Raw genomic sequence first — 26,109 nt, 5'->3', positions numbered from 1 at the left:
ATTAAAAAAAAATATACCTTGCTGATACGGTATCCATAAGACAGCAGCACATTTAACCGTATAATTTTTATTTGAATATATGAAGTAGTTGGCGGGAATAGGCGGATTGTAAACGCTCTTGAACCGGAACATTTTTACATTTATTGTTAACTGTATTGATTAAAGAGGAAAGTTAACAAGATAACGGAATACAAATTAGGCCCATAAGCCAATTCTTAAAAGAAATCACTTGAGTCGCACACATTATATGGTAGTGCAGTTGCAACGCAATTTACTTTGCCCCCAACGATATTAAATTATAAAGAATGAAAGAGCAATCCCAAAATAACTCATCTTCTCAATTCCTAAAAACGGATGGCGGGAAAACCAGATCCAATGCTATTGAGGTTCCATCTATTTCTTTACCAAAAGGGGGAGGGGCAATAAAAGGTATAGATGAAAAATTTCAGGTGAATGCTGTAAACGGTACTGCCTCTTTTTCTATTCCACTCCCATTTTCTCCAGCGAGAGGAGCTTCACCTTCGTTAACTTTATCTTATAATTCGGGAGCAGGAAATGGTATTTTTGGTTTGGGTTGGAATTTAAGTTTAGGCTCTATCAAACGAAAAACTGACAAAGGCCTACCTCAATATTTAGATGCTGTTGATTCAGATATTTTTTTGTTTTCTGAAGCTGAAGATCTCGTGCCTGAGTTTAAAAGGAACTCGGATAGAAGTTTTCAATTGGATACAGATGGAGATTATATTATTAATGAAAGAGACTCTTCAGACGGACTTTTTACTATCAGAAATTACAGGCCTCGTATTGAAGGATTATTTGCACGAATAGAACGGTGGACAGAGAAAGCAAATGGCAGAATAAATTGGAGGGTTATTACAAAAGATAATATAACGACTCTTTTTGGATGGACAGATAATTCTATCATCTCCAATCCAGATAATGATACCAATATATTTGAATGGTTACCGGAATTTGTATTTGACGATAAAGGAAACTGTTCTCATTACATATATAAAAGGGAGGATGATAGTGGGATTGATAAATCTTTATTGCATAATCGAAATAGGCTAAAAGGTGGAAACATCACTTATACAAATCTCTATATTGACAAGGTTCTCTATGGTAATATAACTCCTTACAAAAGATTTGGTGATGCCTTTCTAATTGAAACAGACTATATGTTTCAAACTGTTTTTGATTATGGATCACTATTGGCCAATGATTCATTTGAAACAATCAATAGCTGGGATTTTAGACCTGATGCGTTTTCGGATTATAAAGCAGGTTTTGAAATAAGAACAACTCGATTATGTAAGCGAGTCTTGTTGTTTCATGTATTCGAGGAATTGGCTCTATCGTCTGATAATTCTGACAAAAAAACACTCATTAAGTCGGTCAATTTTGACTATGATACTTCTACTGAACAAGATTTTACTTTTCTTAAAACGATTACTTCATTTGGTTACATAAAAAAGCTGGATGGAACTTATTTGCATAAAAAACTTCCACCAATGGAGTTTGAATACCAGAAGCATGATTGGAATAATGAAGTAAAGACAATTTCTTCTGAAGCTTTGGTGCATGCTCCTTCAGGATTGGACGAACAACAACATCAATTCATTGATTTATTCAATGAAGGTTTATCTGGCATTCTGACAGAGCAAGCTAATGGATGGTATTACAAACACAATTTGGGTAATGGGAAATTTGAAGAGGCAAGATTAGTTTCTTCTAAACCTAATTTTGTGGGGTTGGGTGGACAATTTCAATTAGCAGATCTGGATGCAGATGGTGGTAAGCAATTGGTAAGTTTAGGCACAGAACCCAGAGGCTATTTTGAGTTGGATGATGATGATAACTGGCATGGTTTGCATTCATTCAAAACTCTGCCAAATATAAATTTGGGAGATGCCAATACTCGAATGCTGGATTTGAATGGGGATGGAAAGCCTGATGTATTGATTTCAGATGATCAGGTTTTTACATGGTACACTTCTAAAGGAAGAGATGGATTTGCTGCAGGGAAAAAAACTAGTAAATTTTTTGATGAAGAAGAAGGGCCGCATATTGTTTTTGCGGATGAAAAACAAACCATTTATTTGGCCGATATGTCCGGTGATGGCTTGACTGATATAGTGCGCATTAGAAATGGAGAAGTGTGCTATTGGTCTAATTTAGGATACGGTAATTTCGGTCCGAAAGTAGCTATGGACAATGCACCTCTCTTTGATTATCAGGATGCATTCAATCCATCCTATCTGAGATTGGCAGACATCGATGGCTCCGGTACTTCTGACATCATTTATTTAGGTAAAAATAAAATTACCTGTTGGAAAAATCTGAGCGGGAATCGTTTTAGTACAATCCCTTTTGAAATAGACCCTTTTCCGGAAATACATTCTCAAGCTAAAATAACCGTAACAGATTTATTGGGCAATGGTGTTAGCTGCATAGTCTGGTCAAGTCCATTATCAAAAGATGTCAATGCTCCCTTGAAATACATTGACCTTATGAATAACAGGAAACCACACCTCATGGTTTCTTATAAAAATAATCTTGGCAAAGAAGTTTCATTGGAATATACCGCTTCTACTAAATTCTATCTTGAGGATAAGTTAGCTGGTAAGCCCTGGGCAACAAAATTACATTTCCCGGTTCATCTTTTAACCAAAACTACAGTAAGCGATAAATGGAGAAATACCCGGTTTACTTCACAAATCAAATATCATCATGGGTACTATGATCATGCAGAAAGAGAGTTCCGAGGATTTGGCAGAGTAGAGCAGATAGATGCGGAGGATTTTGGAATATTTGCTGCTGCACATGCAAACAGTCCTTACATAACGGATGACTTTTCGCTGTATCAACCGCCCATCAAAACCATAACCTGGTATCATACCGGTGCATTTTTAGATCGTCAAAAAATATTAAATCAATTTCAGGACGAGTACTTTGCTCCGGAATCATTGGATTTTCATGAAAATGCATTACCTGAAACTGATTTAAATATAGAATCATTGTCTAGTATCGAATGGCAACAAGCCTTGCGCTCTTGCAAAGGAATGATCTTAAGACAAGAAGTGTATGAGTTGGAGGTTGATGCATTTAGCAGAGGCGAAGAAAAACGAATAAAACTATTTTCTACTGCTTACCATAATTGTAAAATCAATCTGGTACAACCCAAAGCGTTTAATGAATTTGCTGTTTTCTTCGCTACTGAAAGTGAAGCTATCACATATCAATACGAATTAGATTTAACATCTGATGTACTAATACCTGATCCGCGAATCGCTCATTCATTTAATCTAAAATATGATGAATATGGCAATCTTCTTCAATCACTGGCAGCTACCTATCCTCGAATTGGACAACATACAGAAACCGGTATTGCAGATGAAACGTTAGCACTTATTCAGGAGGTACAGAGAACATCATTGCTTATATTTTCCGAAAATCACTTCAGCAATGATATTATTACAGATCATAACTATCGGTTACGTGTTCCTATTCAGGCAAAGATATTTGAAATTACAGGGATTATTCCCAATAATGGATTTTATTTTTCAATTGAAGAATTCAGGAATTACAATATCTCCGAGGTAGTTGAGGAGATTCCTTATCATTTGCTGCCCAATAGAACCAGCCCGCAGAAAAGATGTGTAGAGCATTCGAGAATACTTTACTTTGCTGATGATTTAGTAAATCCTTTGCCTTGGGGAGAACAAAGCGCTTTGGGATTTTCTTATGAAACCTACAAATTGGCACTCACAGCCGACTTACTTTCTGCAGTGTTCAAACAAGGTCAATTAACGACGGAAATTAAAGATGAGTTGAATGATTCAAGTGTAAGCGGGTACTTGAGTGGAGCACTTCTTCAAGAAAGATTTCCGGACATGAATACATCCGGACAATATTGGATACGATCGGGTATTGCGGGTTTCAATGAAGATGCACCTTTACATTTTTATTTGCCGGAAAGGTACACAGACTCTTTCAATAACATTACACAATTGACCTATGACAGCAGAAATTTATTTATCGAATCTTCTACTGATCCAATTGGAAATATAACCAGGATAGAACACTTCAACTACAGAGTGCTCGCTCCAGAACGTATGATTGATCGTAATGATAATATCTCCGAAGTGGTTTTCGATATTTTGGGCATGCCCACCGCCACAGCCTTATTGGGCAAAGGTGACGAAGGAGATAGTTTAATAGGTTTTGATTACACGCTCCTTCATCCAACTCCTGAAACCATCATATCCTATTTTACTGAAGCGTACAACGAAACTCTTTCCCGCAATCTATTAGGCAATGCCAGCTCCAGAAGCCTATATTATTTTGGAGAACAAATAGAACCGGATGGAAGCATCAGTTATGGTCATCATCCTGCCTGTGCTGCAGGTATTGTGAGGGAAAAACATGTTTCTCAGGAGATGGGTACTCCCGGTTTATTGCAAGCGGCCTTTGTATACTCAGATGCATCAGGCAATGTGATCGTTACTAAAAAGCAAGCGGAACCAGAGCGGGAGGGCCTACATTTACGTTGGCTGGCTAACGGAAAAACTATACTCAATAACAAAGGCAAACCTGTAAAGCAATACGAACCTTATTTCAGTTCAGTAGGCCACCAATACGAAGAGCCCAGAGAAGAAGGTGTAACCCCTATAATATATTACGATGCGGCTGGTCGTCAAATTCGTACTGAAATGCCTGATGGAACTTTTACAAAAGTAACATTTACTCCATGGTTCTCCGCTACCTGGGATGCCAACGATACCATTTTAGAACCGAATAATGCCTGGTTCATAAGAAATTCAACCGGTTCTCCAGCTCAACAAAAAGCAGCAAGGCTCTCAGCTATTCATGCCAACACACCTGCTATAGTTCATTTTGATGGATTAGGAAGGGAAACAATTTTTATAGCTCACAATAAATTAGATCGCGGAGGAAGTATTGTTGAAGAAAAACTGGTTACTTATTCTAAACTAGATACCGAGGGGAAACTCCTGTGGATAGAAGATGCTCGAGGTAATAGGGTGATGGAATACATAAATAGGCCAGGGGCCATCGAAGGTTATTCCCCTTGTTATGACATTGCTGGTAACCTCCTATTCCAGCACAGCATGGATGCAGGAGATAGATGGGTGATTATGGACAGTATGGGCCAGCCATTTTATGGATGGGATGAAAATGAGCATCAGGAAGGTACATCTTCAGTGTACGAATATAGAGTGATTCATTCTTCCTATGATGCTCTTCGCAGGCCTTTAGAAATGCGGTTAAAAATTAACGAAAGAGATTGGCAAGTTATTGAAAGGGTAACCTATGGGGAAGTATTACCTGATGCAAACGAAAGAAACCTCAAAGGGCAGATTTATCAGCATTTCGATTCTGGAGGATTAACCAGTAACATACATTTTGATTTTAAAGGGAATTTACTGGAAGCAACAAGGCAATTGACAGCTTCCTATAGCAACTCGATTATTGATTGGAGTCATGAGATACCTTCCTCCGAGAGATTTGTACAAAGAACTCAATACGATGCCATTGGCAGAATGGTCTATATGGAGAACTGGCATCTTGAAGATAGAACTCCATCTACCTACACACCCTCTTATAACCAACGAGGCGTTTTAAAGAGTGAAATAAATACTGTTAACGGAGTTCCCACAGAAGCTGTGCTCCATATAGAATACAATGCCAAGGGGCAGCGTATCCGTATACAATATGGCAATGGTACTACTACTCGTTATCATTATGATCCTTTAACTTTTCGTTTGGTGCAACTCAGAACTACACGAACAAGTCCTGGAGACATCTTGCCTAATGCAGCAGGCAATTTAAGTGATCCTAATGTTTTACAAAATCTTTACTATACCTATGACCCATCAGGCAACATTACGGAAATATTGGATGGTGCTTATGAACCAATATTTTTTAATAATCAAAGAGTCGAGCCACGAAGTCAATATACCTATGATGCCCTCTATCGCCTTATCAAGGCTGAAGGCCGGGAAAATAGCAGTTTAGATCGGGCTCCCAATCATGGAAAAACAACAGATGCATCTTCTGTTTCTTTTCCTGTAAACGACCCGCTGGCAAGCCGCAACTACATCCAGGAGTATCATTACGATGCAGTTGGAAATATTTTGCAGATGAGGCATCGAGCTGGCGTAGGTAGTTTTGCAGAACGGTGGACCCGTACCTATAGCTATGCTACTGATAGTAACAGGTTACTCAACACCCAAACAGGAAGTGGAGAAAGTACGTCCATCCATTATGCTTATGACACCCATGGAAGCATGCTCAACCTCGGTAATGTTGCAGATGAGTATAGTATGCAATGGGATTTTAGGGATATGATTTATACAGCCAATTTAGGTGGTGGAGGACAAGTATTTTACAACTATAATACAAAAAAAGAACGTTGCCGCAAGCGCATTGAGCGGCTGGATGGCATTATCGAAGAAAGAATATATCTGGGGGGAATGGAACTCTACCGAAGATGGAATGGGAATATTTTACAAGAAGAAATAGAAACCCACCACCTGTTTGTGGATGACCAAAGAGTATTGATTACTGAGCATATTTTACAAACCAACAACTACCAACTTTCTACAGGTATAGTGTATCGCTACCAATACAGCAACCATTTAGGTTCTGTCGGCCTGGAATGTGATGGAAGTGGCAGCATCATCACCTATGAAGAATACCACCCTTTTGGCACTACGGCATTTCAAGCTAAAAATGCAGGCATATATACCACAGCTAAACGATACAAGTATACAGGGATGGAGCGTGACGAAGAAACGGGAATGGCTTATCATACTGCAAGGTATTATTTGCCTTGGTTGGGAAGGTGGGTTAGTAGTGATCCGATTGGAATTGGTGATGGGGTGAATATTTATGCGTATGGTCATTGTAATCCGATATCGAATTTAGATATCAAAGGAAAACAAGCTACCAGTTGGCGGAATCGACTGTCATGGGGACAGAGAGTTGCCCTTTGGATTGATGAGACTGTCGGAACAGAAAACATTCAAGCGGTCGCAGATTTTAGTGCTGGAATGGGAGATACCTTGTCATTAGGAGGAACCCGGGATGCTAGAAGGCAGATGGGAACCGATGCAGTTGTAGATACCAATGGTAGAGCTTATACAGGTGGGCAAGTTACAGGCTTAGTAGTAGCTGCACCGTTAATAGTCGAAAGTGCCGCTATTGCTGCTCCTAGAATTGCAGCAGCAGCAACAACACTGGCTGAAACAACAGTAGTACCATTGATTCAGGCAGCTACAACCGGTACAATAACAATACAGACTGTTGCAGCTTTAGAAACCACTTTTGAAATTGGTGTTGGCCTTCTTACAGAACCAGGGCAAGTGCCCGATATATCACCGTCTCCGGCACAAGAAATAGCCCAGGAAATCAGAGCCACAGCCAGAGCAACTAGTTCTGAAATAAGGGTTGCAAGAGAATCTGCTAGGACAGAACGAAGAGTTGCAAGAGAAGCTACCAGGACAACACGAGTAGCTGACGATATTGCAGAAGGAATTGCAGGTGCGGCACCACTAAGCGACACTGAATTGATTTCAAGGGCACGACAAATTCAAAGACAATTAGCCATTGCAGAACTGGAGTCAAGGGGGGTGGCAGTTACTGAAGAGGCCATTGGAAGAACGTCTGGCTTGGGTACTGTTTCAGTAGTAGAGACCCAAGTTAATGGTCAGACAATTAGAATTGTTACTACAAACAGACCTCAGTTTCAAAGCTTGCTAGATAATAGCGGAAGTAGTTTTTTGCAGTCCGGGGAACAGTTAGGAAGTAGAATTACAAGAGTCTATGGGCCAGTTGGGAGACAGCAGCAATTAGTTCATGCTGAACAGCTAGGCGTTAATGATGCAATTGCTTTAGGGGGGACTGAAGGGCGTGTTGCAACATCAAACCTGGGATGCGAAATGTGTACTTCGCTTATTAATGAATTTTTCCCGGGTTTTAGACATGTAAATCCACGACAAGCTCAATAGGTAACTGGTCGTAGCGAGAGCTACGACCAAATTTAATTTTCAACCATTGTTGGTGTTTTGACCAGCAAGTTTTAAGATCTAAACCATAACTCCTTTTCCATCATGAACAGTCCATCCGATCTATTCTCTCTTCACTTTTGCGTGTAATGAGATTTTTGGGGACATGCAGACTCGTCTGCAAATTCACTACTTATATCGGACTATATTTCTAATTAAAAATATTCACAAAAACATGACAAAGCAAGTTTACACCATCACGGGCTCGTTAAAGGATAGCACACAACAGGCTCTAGCTAATCTCAGCATAGAGGCCTGGGATAAGGATATACTTGTTGATGATTTTCTAGCAGAATCTACCAGCAACAAGGAAGGAAAATTTACGCTCACTTTCTCAGCGGAACGCTATAAGGAATTTTTTAATGATCGTGATCCTGATATCTATTTCAAAATATTTTTAAAAGGTAAGCTCATTCATGATACTAGAAATTCCGTGTTATGGAATGTTCATAATGAAGCTCAGCCAATAGAAATTGTATTACCAATAAAGTCGTATGATATTGAATCTCTCGAAGATTCTTCATCTGCAACTTTCAAAGGCACTGTAAAGCACAGTACAGGAAATGCTGTTGAAAATATAAAAGTTGTATTGAGTGAAAAATTGCTCCGCGATAAAAAGAAGTTATCTGAAACGGTTACAGATAAACAGGGTATTTATTCCATCACTATTCAGGGACTCCCGAAGAATACAGGCTTCATCCTTGAGGTCATAAATGAAGAAGGTAAACTGCTTGTCACTTCAGAAGTGATCTTCAATACTACGGGATTGGTTTCACACGATTTTATTATCCGAGAAGTTCAATATAAAGGTGCTCCGGTTTTTACCTTACGCCAGCCAGAACTTAAGAATTATTTTGAGCAATTAAATGCTGGAGGGAACGAAAAACCGCTCACTGTAGAGGATGTACACTTTGTTGCAAGACAAACTGGTTTAGAACCCAGAGATACGTTTCACTGGCTCCGTGCCAATGAGTTGGAGAAAGAAACTACAATTCCTGCAGAAGCATTTTATGGATTATTTAAACAAGGCTTACCAACCAACCCCAAAAACCTTTCTTCAAAAAATGGCGATGAAATAGGAGAGGCGATAAAAAAAGCCGCAGAGTCAAATTATATCTCAGACAAGGTTGCTGCATCAGTTCAGCAAATGGTGAGTATATGGAACGATTACATTGTGGATAAAGCATTGGATGAAGTGCCTCAAAAAATGGATGCTTCTCTCAGCCAGCTGTTGTCTATTGCCATAAAAGACAAACCTACTCAGAAGAAAATATTCACCGCTTACCTTAGTCACGAAGGAAGTATTTCAGATTTCTGGAATGATCTGGAGAAAATTTCAGGTGATAAAGAAAGTGCACAGAAAATTCAAGATGTATTGAAACTCGGCGCACTCACCGCCAATCAAACGGATGTAATGGAAGCATTGGTAAACCGGAGTCATGGGTCCTCGTCTGTTTTTTATGACTTGGCGTCTCTTGACGAAGAAGACTGGACTTACATGCTGAATAGTCTGACAAAGCAGAAAAACAAGTCTGTGGTGCCCACATTCATCGAAGCAGAAAGCGAAGACGAACGTATAAAAATGTATGCGGGGAGAATGGCGAAAATCATAGAACAAAATTTTCCTACTCATTCTTTCTTTGGAAAATTATCGATGCCCAAAAATCATGACTCTGCTTTTAAATCAACTCAAACAGATCTCCTGCATTTCTTCGGCAACAATCCTTCTTTTGATCTTAAAAAAACTTCTACAATTTCTTTAACAGAAGACAATTCGGGATTTAATTTTAACGGAATCAAAGACAAAACACTTTTGGTTTCGGAACTTCAGAGTATTCAACGTCTAAGTGCCTATACTACTGATTTCAAAACCATGAGTCTGTTGAAATCCGACAACATGGATTCGGCTCACAACATTGTTTCTCTGCCTGAAAACACTTTTATTAATACCTATTCTCAAAGTATCGGCAGCACTGAAAGTGCCCGAAAGATATACAAGCAAGCTGAAAAGAGTTTTATGGAATCAGCCCTATATTGGTCTGTCACTCATCCAAATCTTTCTTTTCACACTACTACTACACCTAATCCTGTTTCGGCGCCCACACTGCGAACTATGTTTGGTACATTGGATTCCTGCGAATGTGAGCATTGTACTTCTGTATTCAGTCCTGCAGCTTACTATACCGATATTCTGAATTTCCTCTATAGTCGTACGCCTGATGTATATAATGAGCTTATTCGCAGAAGACCTGATTTGGTGCATATAGAACTCACCTGTGAAAATACGAACACTCCACTTCCGTATGTGGACCTTGTGAATGAATTGCTGGAGAATTTTATTCTCACCCACAAAAGTGTTCCTGTTACAGTTCCCGATTCTTATCAAACCAGCTGGCAGGCAAAAGAGCTGGCAGCAAACCCTGAACATATTAATTATGAAGCTTATGCAGAATTAAAATCAGCAGTATACCCACAAGCATTACCTTTTAATCTGCCGGTGGAAGAAGCGCGTATTTACCTGAAACATTTAGGTATTGAGAAGTGGCAGTTGATGAACAGCTTCTTTGCAGGTTCTAAAGAGGCGGCATTTGATAATTTTGAAATCAACATGGAACGCTTGAATTTAACACTGCAAGAAGCAAGAATTCTTTCTGGCGAAACCGCTGGCGATGGTAGTGCAAATTCCGGGTTGTGGAATTTTTATGGTTTCGATAAATCCAGCGGATATAAGGCTCTGACAGATCCTGCCGATTCAAGTAAACAAATTACTGGAGGAAATTGGGAAACTGCTGTTACAAGCCGCGTGGATGTCTTTCTGCAACAATCAGATTTAATTTATAAAGAGCTCCTCACGCTTTTACTATGTGATACTATTAATCCTATTACAGGAACAGATGGCTCCGGAAATCCGATGAGGGCAATCGCTATTGTTTCCATAAACGGAGACAATGCTAGCTGTGAATTGAATAATCTCAAATTGACAGGTGTTACTACCAATCACTTACAGAAAATTCATCGCTTCTTACGTCTATGGAGAAAGCTGGGCTGGACGATGTTTGACCTTGACAAAGCCTGCGTAACATTCAATATAGATTTCGGAGGCAACATCGCTCAAAACAAAATCAACCTGAGCAAAATCTCACAAACCTATTTCTTATCGAAGCAGCTCAAGCTTTCCATTGAATCTACGCTTATTTTTTGGAGTACTATTGGCGTTACATCGTATACTGATTATTTTAAAGACAATTATCCTCCTGTTGTTTCACTATATAAAAAGTTATTCAGCAATAAGGCTGTACTCAATCCTGTGGATCCCGCATTTGAGAACCCAGCTGCACTGACTGGATTACTGGATGATCATATCGCGACCATAGTATCGGCATTGCAGATCAGCGATGAAGACTATGGTTATCTGAAAACTGAATTACTTGATAATAATTTAATATTGAGCAATCTCAGTATCTTATATAGATATACGCTACTCTCCAAAAAATTAAAACTGAGTATAAAAGATTTCCTTTCACTGAAAAAAATCATCGGTGCAGATCCTTTTGCTTCTCCGGTTGCGACATTCTCCTTTCTGTTAAAAGCAGAAACGGTGAAAACTTCCGGTTTCAGCATTGATCAGATCAACTATTTATTGAACCACGATTACCTGGAAGAAACGGGAGTAGCTCCACTAGATGCCTCTCTCAGTGTCTTCCTGTCAGAATTGAGAAGTGCGGTACGTGCTATTGAAACTTCATCAGCCGATGAGCAGCGGAATACCATTGTGCAGAAATTTTCAGAGAAACTAAAAATTTCTGCCACGGCTGCAGGGTTATTAATACAAACCTATGTAAGGGGAATCAGCAATCCCACAGCAATGGTAGTGGAAGATTTTCGTGCCGATGATTTCTCTTCTTCCAATTTCCTTAAAACATACATAGATTCTTCGGATCCTCAGAATCCAAAGGACTATGAACCGATCTTCGTCCGATCCAATCCAACAGCCGATGTCACGTTAGCTGCTGTACCAACTTTGTTTGATGATTGTATACGGCTTGAAAAAATTGCTTCTGTTATCAATAAACTTAAACTGAGTGATACTGACCTGGAGAATATACTGAAGCATCATGCATCCATGCTTTGTATCAATCTTGCGGTTCTTCCTGTTACAGCCACAGCAGGTAATTTTACTTTATTTGAAACTCTGGTAAACCTTATCAAAGGACGGGATACCATGCCAGTGGGAACACCTGATTATTTTTATATCGTATTACATTCCATTTCTAATCCTGATAAGACAAAATGGCTTGATGATCTCTGCGCACGCACCAATTGGGATAGAATAACTTTAGAAGCCCTGGTTGGCAATGGATCTACAACCACTAATGCCGGTATTCTCAGAACAAATTTCCCTGCTGGTTTTGTTAATGGCGATCTGATTTTACAAATAAAAAATTGCCTCACTACTATAAATCGCATCGGATTAAATACTGCACTTATTCAATCTGCAATTGTGGCAGATTTTAATAACGATGTTTCCGATGCAATCAAAAATGCAGCAAAAGCAAAATATGACGAAGCACAATGGCTTAAGCTTGCAAAAGCATTACGTGATGATCTGCGTGAAAAACAACGCAGAGCACTCGTGGCCTATGTGGTAACCCATGCTAATTACAATCCTTCTACTTCTTCTTTTGAGCGCTGGAAGAACAGTGATGAATTGTACGAGTATTTTCTGATTGATGTGGAAATGAAACCTATCAGCATGACCTCCCGCATCAAACAGGCAATTTGTAGTGTACAGTTGTACGTCGATCGTGTACTACTTAATCTGGAGCATGCGAATTCTAATCTTACTGCTCCTGCTCTGAAGTTGGAAGGTGGTCAGGTTGAAGAGTGGAAGGAATGGAGAAAGATTTACCGTATATGGGAAGCCAATCGTAAGATATTCTTATATCCGGAGAACTGGCTGGAACCGGAATTGCGTGAAGACAAATCTCCATTTTTCAAAGACCTTGAGACGCAACTCAAACAAAACGAATTGAATACAGACAATGTTGAAGATGCCTTTCATTACTACCTGAACCAGCTCGACGAAGTGGCACGGCTGGAAGTTGTTGGTATGTATCATCAATTGGAAACTGATCTGGAGGATGAAGATGATATTGATATCCTGCACGTATTTGCACGTACTTCTTCCAATCCACATCGTTACTACCACCGTACGCTTGAAAACGGAGAATGGACAGCCTGGTTGAAACTGGAAATTGATGTGGATGGCAACCATATTGTTCCAGTTATTTTTAATCGCAAACTTTGTTTGTTCTGGCTGTTTTTTGTTCAGGGGTCGGAGGAATCTGCAGACCTTACAGATCCTGCACCGAAGTTTTGGAAAGTACAGGCTGCCTGGAGTGAATACAGAAAAAACAATTGGACTGCAAAACGGCTCTCTAAAAATTTCATTACTTCTCAACACGTTGAAACCATTGCAAGTCTTGAAAGCATAAGATCAGGGTGCCAGCTAGAGGCATCTGTTCAAGACTCAAAGCTACATCTTTTGGTAGGTGGAGATTTTTCCGGAAGTGAAAGCGCATTTGTATTTAACAATACTTCCGAAGAACCTTTCTTATCAAATTCAGAGACCTTTCTTGGCGGAAATCCTTTGATATGGGTGGGGTTTGAGGGAACTGATACCAAGAATGAAATGGAAGTTTCTCTGAATGTGGATGGTCCGCTTTCAATAAAAATTGATCACGATGATATTGATGGCGGCTATATTGTGAGTACAGAACATTTGAAAATACTGGAGAAAGGGAACGGCGATAGGTTTAAACTTATCGTTCCTTCAACTGGTCCGCACAGTATTCCGGGGGCTTTCTTCTTTCAGGACAAAGACCAAACTTTTTATGCAAAACATAGCGTGGTAAATATTCCAATGCTTTCAACGCAGGATTTCGGGATCAACAATTGGTATAGCGCAATTCAGAACAACTGGGGAGGCTATTATACCTACAACCCCATTCAAGATCCGGAAGGTCCTATAATTAATCCTGGTGTTTCCATCGATGAATATTTCAGGGAGCCATTGCAGATCAAAAATGACCTACCCAGAAAAGTCCGGAAAGCACAAACCATAGAATTCAAATATGCCACTGTTAATCTGCATGGAAATGAAACAATGGAATTAGAAAACACTGCCACTACTGTCCAGCCCAAGGCTTTACGAAGTATAAAAAACAATTCTTTAGCGGACTCCGGATATAGGGACACTATTCCTATGTATGGATCTAATCCGAAAATCATGTTGCTGTCCAATGCTAACAGTATGAGATTAAAATACAAAGAAGAAGATCGTTTTGCATTCAGCACATTTTACCATTCACATGTAAAAACATTCATCAAAGAATTATACAAGCTGGGCGTTGATGGTCTGCTGACACGAGGTGTACAAACCCAACCTGATACCATTTCATTCAAAACTATTTATGACCCAACCAAATTGGTATCAACGCCATATCCAACCAGCGAAGTTGATTTCACATATGGCAGTGCTTATTCACAATACAACTGGGAGTTGTTTTTTCATGTGCCTATGCTTATCGCATGCAGGCTAAAAGACGATCAGCGATTTGAAGAAGCAAGGGAATGGTTTCATTATATTTTTGATCCCACACAAAGTGAAGGAGGAGATAAAAAACGTTTCTGGCAGTTTAAGCCATTCTATGACGAAGCAGGTTCTGAAATTGAAACACTTGATGATCTGTTACGCAATGAAACAGAGCTATCGGCACAGGTTAATAAATGGATGAAAAATCCATTCATGCCTCACGTTATTGCCCGCATGCGTTTAAGCGCATACATGAAAAATGTAGTAATGAAATATCTTGATAATCTGATTGCCTGGGCTGATAATTTATTTAATCGTGATACTATTGAAGCCATTAATGAAGCAACCAACCTGTACATTATGGCTTCGAAAATTCTGGGCGAAAGACCACAGCTAATTCCACCCAGGGCCGAACATGATGATACAACTTTTGATGAGATCAAAGATGAGCTCGATCCGTTTTCGAATGCCCTGGTGACCATTGAAACCATGCTTGCTCCATCAGCTCCTTCCGCTTCCGGCAGTGGATCCGGAAGTAGTAATGCGTTGGGGAAAATGTTCTATTTCGATGTGCCGCGTAATGAATTTTTGATGAAATACTGGGACGCCGTAGCGGACCGTCTCTTTAAAATTCGTAATAGCATGAATATAAAAGGGGTAGTGCGTACACTGCCACTATTCGAACCGCCGATCGATCCTGCTATGCTGGTTCGCGCTGCAGCAGCCGGAATGGATCTGAGCAGTATACTCAGCGATATGAATGTTGCCTTACCTCATTACCGCTTCAATTTTATGCTGCAAAAAGCAATGGAGTTTTCCAATGAAGTAAAAAGCCTGGGTGCAGCATTATTACAGGCTTTGGAAAAAAGAGATGCAGAAGCCTTTGCTTTGTTGCGCTCCGGTCATGAGCTGAAACTACTGAATGCAGTTCTGGAAATGAAAAAGAAACAAGTGGACGATGCTAAAGTACAATTAGAAAGTATCAACCTTTCTAAAGAAGTTACTCAGCTTAAATACAATTACTATAGTTCGCGTGAATTCATGAATATACATGAATCACAGCAACTCATGAGTATACAGACCGGAATGATTTTCTCAATGATTCAGGGAGGCATTAGCACCATAGGCGGTGTTCTTTCAGCTATACCGAATTTAAAAATAGGAGCTCCTACTTCAATGGGCGTAACCTGGGGAGGCGATAATTTAGGGGCTATGATGAATGCCATTAGTACTTATATGGGAATTTTCTCCGCCATTAATAATGCGCAAGGCTCTATGGCCGGGACACTTGGAGGGTATTCACGCAGAATGGACGATTGGCAATTCCAGACGAGTACAGCAGAAAAGGAACTGGAACAAATAGAAAAACAAATTATTTCTACTGAAATAAAACTTGCTATTGCAGAAAAAGAGGTGCTGAACCAGCAACTGCAAATTGAAAACAGCAAGGAAGCTGATGAATTTATGCGCAGTAAGTTTACCAACCAGCAATTGTATGACTGGATGATCGGGCAACTTTCAACCGTGTATTTTCAAAGCTATCAGCTGGCTTTTGATCTGGCCAAAAAAGCCGAACAATGCTATCAATACGAATTGGGCGAATTTGGAAATACCTCCTTTGTGCAATTCGGTTATTGGGATAGCTTGAAAAAAGGTTTGCTCAGTGCAGAAAAACTACAGTATGATTTGAGAAGAATGGAAAGTTCCTATTATCATCAGAACGATCGTGAACTGGAAATCACGAAACATATTTCCATACTAATGCTTAGTCCTCAGGCCATCCTGGATCTACGTTCTAACGGAACTTGCACGTTCATTGTTCCAGAAGCGCTTTACGACCTGGATTTCCCTGGACATTTTTTCAGAAGGATTAAATCGGTTTCGATAAGTATTCCATGCATCGCTGGTCCTTATACTTCTATCAATGCTACGTTGCAATTACTGAAGCACACCACTCGTCTCACTGCTTCCGAATCCAATTATGGTTATGAAGATTATTCTGCAGAAGATCGTTTCAGACATGTTACTACCAAAATCCATTCTATTGCAACCAGCACTGCGCAAAACGACAGCGGTGTATTTGATCTCAATTTCCGGGATGAACGCTACTTACCTTTTGAAGGTTGTGGTGCATTCGGAGAGTGGCAACTGGAGCTGAATACAGAAGCTGAATTGCGCATGTTTGATTACAATACCATCAGTGATGTAATTGTTACAGTGCGTTACACTGCCCGGGAAGATGGTGCGCTAAAGGGTACAGTGAACAATTACCTGAAAGGGTTAATTCAGTCAACTGTTGCACCAACGGTGAATGCAAGCGGATTAGAACTGAATCGCTTGTTTAGCCTTCGTCATGAATTCTCCAGGGATTGGCACAAAATGTTTTATCCTGCAGGCGAAGGTGCGCATGTTATGAATTTTGAAATTACCAGAAATTACCTGCCATTTTTTGTTCAGAACAGAGATATTGAAATTACTAAAATTTCTATTTATGGCTCATTTAATAACAGCACAGATAGTTACGAAGTGGAATTAACATCTAATGGAGGAGCAACAGTAAGCTTTGCATTGACACCAGGTAACAGTTATAATATGAATAATCTTGACTCATTACCTTCAGGTTTCGGACTTGGTAACTTTACTTTAACAATAAAAAAATCTGGTGTTGATGCTCCGGAAGCGGAAGTAAAAGATATTGGTTTTGTATTGAATTACCAATGTGTTTGATGGGTTGGTGGAGATTGTGATAAAGTTATAATCGTGTTAAGTAGTGTACTTAACACGATTATATTTTGCCAATGGTGGTTGGCTTTAACTATTTTCCGTGGTATCGGATCTTTTGATCATAGCCGTCAACTTAAACATTGTTTTGTAAAGGACAATAGGTTGTTTTGTCATCCTGAGCCCTGCGAAGGATCTGATAGTCACAAAAAAAATTGTTATTTAAACTACCATTCTGCCAGATAGCTTAACTTTATTCATTTTGAAAGCTCAGATTCTTCGCAGGCTCAGAATGACAAAGAGAAGATTCTGCTAAGTTGACGGCCATGGTCTTTTGATCCGACAATTCGTTCAATTGACACAGAAATATAATGTCACAGATAACTTTCAAAAGTGTCAGGTCGAAAGACCTAGCATCACAGAAATTCCTCTAAACACTAGAGATTTTTAAAGCATAAAAAAAACTCTGCCGTTTTCAGCAGAGTTTTTTTATGCATGTATCTTGTCGCGATTATTTTGTAATTAGAACTTTAGAATTATATTCAGTATTGTCCTGTGAAATCACTTTCACTAAATACATTCCGTTTTCCAATGTTTTGATATGGATGCTAGGATTTCCATCTGGTATGTTATTCTCAGTATATACCAGATCCCCAACAGAATTATAAATATATACTGTTTTTAAATTTCCATTTTTCAAATCTATGTCAAATGAATTTGCAGAAGGGTTTGGATAAACCATCAATTCCTGTATTATAGAAATTGACTCACTCATAGGATCTGCAGAAGATGCCGTACGGAAATTGAATGTACTTGTTGTTGGTTTGTACATGGCTACATCAAATTTTCCACAATTTTTCCTAAGAGCTATTAAGTTGTCTATGCCTGGTGTTTGTGCTTTTACAAGTAAATATTTAGAATCTGTTCCTGTATTAGGATTGGTAGGCCAGTTGCCTATGTAAGAATTTACCTGATAATGTGTCGTCCAGTTTTGTAATGAATTATCGTAATCCATAGTCATTATTTTGGAGTTACTGATGGAATAGAATAAAATTTCCTGTTTCGCATCTCCGTCCAGATTGCAAATTCTGATTTTGTCTGTAGAGGCCAGTGGGTAAGTCCAGTTTCCGATTCTATTGGTTGTACCACTGCTCCATTTTTGTTGCCAGGTATATTTACCAGTAGAGGATATGTATATAGGTTGGTACATAATTGCAGATGAACCAAAAATCATAATTTCTGTAACGCCATCTCCGTCAAAGTCTGCAATCCTTAAGTTGTCTCTATAGTCTTTAAATGGGTTTGATGAAACAACTCCGTAGTCAGACCAGCGCCACTCAAAATTAGATCCAGTCCATTCGAAGGTTGTTGTCCATCCTCCATTGCCAAAATCACACCCGAGAATTTCATCTTTGGTATCACCATTCAAATTAATAGCATACATTTTACTTATATAAGGGCGCATCGGATGGCTTGGATTATCGCTCCATTTAGATTCAAATAATTTTGTAGTAGTGTTGAATTTAAATAACGTGGTTGCATAGCCACTCTTATAGCCTACAATTTCATCTCCGATAAGTCCGTCAAAATTACCTACTACCAGTTGATCTCTTAAATTAATAATGCCTGTTGTACTAGTATTTGACCAGATAGTTGTCCAATCCTTTTGAACTGGGTCGTATTTTAGCATAATAAGTGAAGCAGATTCAGTTAAAGGAGATCCGATCAATAATTCTTCTATTCCGTCTGCGTCAAAATCACCTGCATAATAAAGTTCCGGGCCAGTCATTGTGCGTGGGCCCCATATATTTAACCCGTGATTGGTCCATTGAACGAGAAAGTCATTGTAATAAGGGGACTCCGGTACTTGATTTCCTTGTTCATCCAATATGGAAATGTCAAATCCATTTTCTGCCCATATTGTTGGTGTAACAGTACTACGCACACGTATCCGGTATTTGTTGCCAGGTAATACATCGGCTGGAATTATGGCTATGATATTACTTATAGGTTGGCCTGCATTCTGGGCAGAAGAATCTATTGCTATAACAGTAGAATTACAAGCAAAACTTCCCTCAGGGTTTGATAATTCGACGATCCATCGATTTGGAGTTTTTATTGTCACACCACAAGCCGTATAAGATACTGATGCAGTTTGACCAGGTTTAAATTTTTGTTGACATGAGACAACAAATTGGCCGGGATATGAAATCGCTTTTTTTACGATCATAGGTATTGAAGTATAGGTTCCGCAAGAGTTTGAGAACGTCACATTATAACTCCCAGGATCTTGAACAGTAATACTTCTTCCTACTTTTCCATTCATTGGTATTTCATTCTGGTACCATTGAAATGTAGTGCCAGATATTACATCGCTTGGAACAGACAATACAGCCCCCATTTGTGAACCTACGCAGTATGCAAGGTTTTTTGCGCTTATAGTAGCATCATTAATAGTAATCTTTGCAGGTTTACTATTGATAAATGATTTCGATACACAACCATGTATATCGGTAATTTCAACGTTATATTTGCCTGACTCTGTTACTTTGAAAGTAGAGGAGGAGCCAGGTTGAATAAATCCGTAATTACTCCATTGATATGTGTTTCCGGAAACTGCAGGTGCATTTAGTATAACAGTACCGCTGCATAGTTCAATTGTTTTATCCTGAGCCACCGCCGTATTATAGGCAATGGTGTTGGCTGCCCTGATTGTAGGGTCACTATCAGTTGCAGTAACCTGTATAGTGCTATTCGGTAATGAATATACGGTAACCGGTACCGCTGCTGAAGTTTTAGTAATACCGCAGTTGGTTGTACTTACAGTAACTGAATAGCTGCCATTTTTTGTAACAGAATATTGAGATTCATTAGCTCCGGCAATAGGGCCGTCTGAATTATTCCATTGATAAATAAAGCCATCTCCGATTGCAGAGGACGTCAGTTTTAATGAATATCCATCACAGATTGCAGTATTGCTGATTGGTGGATTTGCTGTTAATACAGAAGGACTGTTTGCATTTACAGTAACCTTAACAGCAAGTGCCGTAGCTGAACAACCATTTTGAGTAACCTTTACAGAATACATTCCTGAGGTTGTAGCTGTATACGAAGATAAAGTAGCTGAGGTAATAGCTGTACCGTTTTTGTACCATTGGTAACTTAGACCAGTTCCTGTATTGGCCTGAAGTGTGATACTTCCTCCTGCACAAAAAGTTGTATTTGCTCCGGATGGATATGATATGACAGCGGTTGGACCATTTGCCTGTACAGCAATAGGCGAGGAGGTAGCGGATGGATTGCAATTATTACTTACAATCACTTTATAATTTCCGGTTTCAGTTGCAACATAAGTTCTTGTTGTTGCACCGGCAATATTATTATCATTTTTTGTCCATTGATACAAAAAATCTGTGCCGGCATTTGCTGTAAGTGTTACGCTTCCGCCTTTGCAGAAAGTAAGAGGCCCACTAGCTACTGTTGCGGCTGTTGGTATTGTGGAATTTATAATAACGTTAGCCGTAAAAGCTGCATAATCAGTATACTGTGGTAACCAGTATATTTCTCTTGGATTTGCACAAGTCATGTTACTGTATTGAGGTCTGTAATAACCTGTAGTTGTTGCTAGATAGCTTGTACCCGTACCTACTTGATCCCAAACTAAATCATGGCCCGAATATTTATACCATATGACAATAAAGTCAGGCGGAGATGGAGGGTTGTTTAGAGTTAATTCAACTGAACCTCCTGAGCACATGTTATAAGTATAGTCATTTTGGAGTGATTTTTTTAATGATGGTCTTAGTGGTAAATTGTCATTAATGGTTACAGTTTGGATACCTGATGTTAAAGCAATTTGTCCATTGCAAACAGAAGTACCATTTATTGTATAATTATAATCGAAGGTCCCGACATCTGATGCGGTAAAGGAACTTCCGTTTGCGTTAGGGATAGCTGCTCCGTTTTTGTACCATTGAAAAGAAATAGATCCGTAAGAATCAGGATTGTTTAACTTTGAAGAAAGGCTAACGGGAAAGCAACTTTGTATAGAAATATTATCGCTTATATTGGTGGGGAGAACTTGTTGGATTATTACTTGGATTCCTGCTGATAAGCTGGAACAGCCAGAAGAAGATATAACCATTACTTTGTACCATCCAGCAGTAGTGACAGTATATGTTAGGTTCGTTGCTCCCGTTATCTTACCTGTGGGGCCGTACCATTGGTAGGTGCATCCTGCCACCGGATCTGTACTCAGGACTACACTCGTCCCTGCACAAACAGTAGTAGGTCCTTGTGCTCTAATTACTGCAGTGAGAGGATAAGGCGAAACTGTAACTGAAGTGGGAAGAGAAGTTTGACTTCCGCAACCGCCAGAGCTGCTTACTTGAACAGTATAGGATCCGGTCTCAGTGGCTGTATAAGATATATTTGTTTGGCCACTTATTGCAACCTGGTCTTTAAACCACTGATATGTAAAATTGCTTCCTTGATTTTGGGTTGTAAGAACAACACTACTACCGGAACAAAATGTAGTAATGCCAGATGGAGTGATAACAGGTGTTGCCACTGGTGTATATTCTACCACATGCACCGATGGTGAATTCGATGGACATATATCATTTTTTTTAACCTGAACATAGTAGTCTCCGGATGCTGTTGCTGTATATGAAGACCTAGTTTCATTTGCAATGACGCCGCTTGAATTAAACCATTGATAACTCAAGCCTGCTCCGGTATTAGCATTCAATTCTACACTATTTCCATCACAGAAATTTGTGTTACCTGCAGTAGTGATGGAAGATGGGGTAGTGTTTTGAAATGCAGCCTGTATGACATTATTGGAAGAGCAGCCTAAACTATTCGTTGTTTTAAGACGATAATAGCCAGGTGTCTCAGGACGGAAGGTATTGGAAGTAGCACCAGCTATCGGAGTACCTTGTGCATCCTGCCATTCATAGGTATAGCCGGTTCCTGTATAATACGCACTCAATGCCTCATTGGGACAGAGAACGCCTGTAATAGGCATAATTGCCGAAGCACATGTTTCAACCGTGATAGTCCAGCTACCCGATAGCTGGATTCCACACTGCCCATATTCATTGTACCCTTGTCCTGTATAATTTAATCTTACTGTTTTAGGACTGTTTGTAGTATTGTAAAAAATAACCTTGGCTCGTCTGTCATTATTCATTGAGGTTACTACTCCAAATGCCTGTGGATCAGAAATCGCATCAACGTTCCAGGAACCTGTATTGAAACAGATATTCATTCCTGTTTCATCTACCAGAAAAGTATATTCCTGGTTAGGATTCACGGAACCAGGAACTGTCCCCAACAGATTTATTGTTTTAGGCTGGGCAAATGCAGCTACACTCCATAGAAGCAGGGAAAAAGAAAATAATGCTTTTAAATAATAAAAGCAGTTGTTTTTTTTCATAAGAAAGTGTTTAGGAAATCTTGAAAAGAAATTAGGTGTTGAAATTTTACTAAAATTTTCTCCCCAAAAGTATCTCCGAAGGCAACTGAAGACAATAGCCAATTTTAGTCATTTTTAGGTAAGGTTTAATAATTAGGGGGTTACTAAATGTATTATTGTTTGTTGATTAAACTTGCGAAGGTCTTGATATTAAGGGTGGAGGGAATTGAGGTTAAATCATTATCATAGATTCTGTCCGGTGCAGACACCATAGCCGCCAACTTTCTATTATTTAGTAAATCACAATCAGCTCCCTTGTCATCCTGAGTCCCGCGAAGGATCTGATAGATACAAAATAGCTTGCAATATCATCAATCTGCCAGATAGGTGAGTTTTTATTCTTTTGGAAACTCAGATGTTTCGCAAGCTCAACATGACAAGGATTGGCTTTGAGAGCATATTTTTCTTTGTCATCCTGAGCCCTGCGAAGGATCTGATAGATATAAAATAGCTTGCAATATCAATCATCAATCTGCCAGATAGGTAAGTTTTTATTCTTTTGGAAACTCAGATGTTTAGCAAGCTCAACATGACAAGACTTGGCTTTGAGAGTATATCTTTCTTTGTCATCTTGAGCCCTGCGAAGGATCTGATAGATACAAAATAAGTTGTTATTTAAACTAGCATTCTGCAAGATACCTCAAGTTTAATTCTTTTGGAAAGCTCAGATGCTTTACTAGTTTAACACGATAAAGTAAAGATTCTTTATGTTGACGGCTATGGTGCAGATACCAGCCGGGGAGTGGAAAATTAAATATCATCATTCAGAAACTTCCATCCAGGATTATATTCATCAATCAATTTTACCTTTTTATCCCTTGTCCATCCTTTTATTTCTTTTTCTCTTTCTATTGCATGATTAATATAAGAATGCCTTTCAAAATAAATAAGGTTATAGCAAAAATATCTCCCGGCGAAGGTTTTCTTTTTCCCCTTACAATCCTCATAGTGCTGATTCATTCTTGTATAAAGGTCATTTGTAACACCGATATATAAACCGTCTTTTTCGGGTTTGTGGTTATATAAACGAAGAAATTATAATCTCTCAAAATATTTAAATTTAAAAACTTGTAGCTTTGGTATAGCTGATATTATAATTCAGATCCTCCGCAAGGCTCAGGATGACAAAGAAAGAAGTACTCTCAATCTCAAAGCCAAGGCTTTGTCATGTTGAGCTTGCGAAACATCTGAGCTTTCAAAAAGAATTTACTTGATCCATCTGGCAGACTCTTAATCGATATTGCAAAACTATTTTATGACTATTAAATCCTCCGCAAGGCTCAGGATGACAAAGAGAGACGTACTTTCAATCTCAAAGCCAAGGTTTGTCATGTTGAGCATGCGAAACATCTGAGCTTTCAAAATGAATTGAACATGAACGATCTGGCAGACTCTTAATCGATATTGCCAATTTATTTTATAACTATCAGATCCTTCGCAAGGCTCAGGATGACAAAGATGAGCATATTCTCAAAGCCAGGCTTTGTCATGCTGAACTTGTGAAGCATCTGAGTTGTCAAAAGGAATGAAGCAAATATTTGATAATGGTATTATTCAAGCATCGTTAAGTTAACTATGATAATAAAACCTGAGATGATAAGTCCGATTACAAATCTGTGCACAAATGTAATGGACTTATCTTTCAGCGGCCCGCCAATACTCAGGTTATCAAAAACTCAAAATACTTAAGAAACTTTGTGCCGGATGATGAAGCTTTCTAAAAAATCATTCATGAATAGAACTCCGGCACTTGCTGATTAGATAGCATATTTAGTTGCCGGATCACTCCACGCACTTTGACCTGCTGCACCTACTGCAGCCACTTTAAACCAATATTTTTTTCCGCTTTCCAGATTCTTTATAGTAGTTCTGGACTTGGTTGAAACAATGGCCACAGTCCAGCTATCATCTTTGCTCAAATCTGATGTAAGTTGTACTATGTAACTTTTGGCACCTTTTACCGAATCCCAGGAAAGTTCTATTTCCTTTTCATTGGCTGCCACAGCCAATAAGCCTTCCGGTGCAGAAGGAATTCCTGCAGGAGTCTTTGAAGCTTTTACGCTCATTCCCGCCAGCTTAATTTTGGTTTCATCTCCCTTTGCCGTGCTTTCTACATAAGCACCTAATTGATTCAGTACAGCATCAAGCTCTGATGATTTGTCATCTAAAATACTGTACTTGGTTGAAAGGGTTTGTCGGGCTAGCTTTACATCTGCATGTGCTTTTTCCAATTCCCCAATAGCAGAACCCACTGTTTCCAGTGATGGAATGGGTGAAGGGAATTGTTCGTTTGCTGTAAGTGCCTGTACAATTTGTCTGGCGAGAGTAAGTTTTTCTTCTACTGAAGATCCTCTAAGGTTAAGCTTAACCTTTGCTTTTTTAGCGGTTGTCATTAGCTGATTGTTTTTTGTTGTTAAAAAATTGATGGGACAAAAATTTATATATTGTTAATCAAATGCAAGAAATTTTTGAAAAATATTTTACTGCATCTGTTTAGATATCAGATGCTTTTATGATTTTTCCTAGACGAAAGCAAACTCTACTTGTATATAAGAAAAAATAGAAAATAAATAAGAAAAAAAATATCTATGACAAAATCAATTTCAGAATAAATATCTCTTTCACCTATCTGAAATTTTAAAAAAGCATAAAATTATATTCATCCAGGTAAGTAAAAAAACAATTTTATTACTTGTAAATAAGAATTACAGTCTTGCAAATCAGAATTACAAGCTTGTAAACTGAAATTACAGTCTTGCAAATTGAAATTACAAACATGTAAATTGAAATTACAAGTATGTAAACTGGAATTACAAGCATGCAAATCGAAATTACAATCTTGCAAATTGGGATTACAGTCTTGTAAATTGAAAATTCAAGTTTGAAAAATGAAATTACAAGCTGGCAAAAGGAAGCCTCTTCATTAAAATCATTATTTCTTTGTGTGAAGTGTTACATACATGAACGTTATTCCCTGTGATGTCAGGTCTTTCGACCTGACACTTTTGAAAGTTACCAGTGATATTATATCTCAATATCAATTGAACGAAGTGTCGGATCGAAAGATCCGACATCACGGAAGCTAATGATGGAGCAGAGGTAAACTTCATCAATCATTAATAATTTCTTCTTAACCCCTCTGAATTTCTGGTTTTTCATCTTTGCCCATCTTCCTGTGATGTCAGGTCTTTCGACCTGACACTTTTGAAAGTTACCAGTGATATTAT

The 26,109-nt window shown here is 38.9% G+C and carries 6 protein-coding genes; 2 read left to right on the top strand and 4 right to left on the bottom strand.

The window, feature by feature from the left end; genetic code table 11:
• Positions 1 to 305 precede the first annotated feature (305 nt).
• Complete coding sequence (locus tag J7604_RS11935) at positions 306 to 8,030, top strand: SpvB/TcaC N-terminal domain-containing protein (protein WP_293896099.1); 7,725 nt, start codon at positions 306 to 308, stop codon at positions 8,028 to 8,030.
• A gap of 232 nt (positions 8,031 to 8,262) precedes the next feature.
• Complete coding sequence (locus tag J7604_RS11930) at positions 8,263 to 17,409, top strand: neuraminidase-like domain-containing protein (protein ID WP_293896096.1); 9,147 nt, start codon at positions 8,263 to 8,265, stop codon at positions 17,407 to 17,409.
• Between the two features lie 505 nt (positions 17,410 to 17,914).
• Here the strand turns inward: J7604_RS11930 and J7604_RS11925 are convergent.
• The 4 genes from J7604_RS11925 to J7604_RS11910 form a co-directional block, all read right to left on the bottom strand.
• Positions 17,915 to 22,843 carry a T9SS type A sorting domain-containing protein gene (locus J7604_RS11925; protein ID WP_293896093.1) on the bottom strand — a complete coding sequence of 1,643 codons (4,929 nt, stop codon included), beginning with the start codon at positions 22,841 to 22,843 and terminating at the stop codon, positions 17,915 to 17,917.
• Between the two features lie 789 nt (positions 22,844 to 23,632).
• Entirely contained in the window at positions 23,633 to 23,842 is a 210-nt protein-coding gene (locus tag J7604_RS11920; RefSeq protein WP_367113565.1) for a GIY-YIG nuclease family protein, read from the bottom strand.
• A 797-nt stretch (positions 23,843 to 24,639) separates the two neighbouring features.
• Positions 24,640 to 25,275 (bottom strand): fibronectin type III domain-containing protein, encoded by a 636-nt coding sequence (locus J7604_RS11915; protein ID WP_293896090.1) that lies wholly within the window; start codon positions 25,273 to 25,275, stop codon positions 24,640 to 24,642.
• 631 nt (positions 25,276 to 25,906) lie between these two features.
• Positions 25,907 to 26,109 (bottom strand): hypothetical protein (locus J7604_RS11910; RefSeq protein ID WP_293896087.1); only part of this gene is annotated, 203 nt, incomplete at its 5' end.

Origin of the sequence: Sporocytophaga sp. (assembly GCF_017745095.1) — a bacterium.
In the GTDB taxonomy this organism is placed as follows: domain Bacteria; phylum Bacteroidota; class Bacteroidia; order Cytophagales; family Cytophagaceae; genus Sporocytophaga.
This window is presented reverse-complemented; position numbering and strand designations above follow the sequence as displayed.

Bases quoted from the DNA above. Each gene is read 5' to 3' on its own strand.
- J7604_RS11925 (WP_293896093.1), bottom strand. From the start codon at position 22,843: ATGAAAAAAAACAACTGCTTTTATTATTTAAAAGCATTATTTTCTTTT.
- J7604_RS11920 (WP_367113565.1), bottom strand. From the start codon at position 23,842: ATGAATCAGCACTATGAGGATTGTAAGGGGAAAAAGAAAACCTTCGCC.
- J7604_RS11930 (WP_293896096.1), top strand. From the start codon at position 8,263: ATGACAAAGCAAGTTTACACCATCACGGGCTCGTTAAAGGATAGCACA.
- J7604_RS11915 (WP_293896090.1), bottom strand. From the start codon at position 25,275: ATGACAACCGCTAAAAAAGCAAAGGTTAAGCTTAACCTTAGAGGATCT.
- J7604_RS11935 (WP_293896099.1), top strand. From the start codon at position 306: ATGAAAGAGCAATCCCAAAATAACTCATCTTCTCAATTCCTAAAAACG.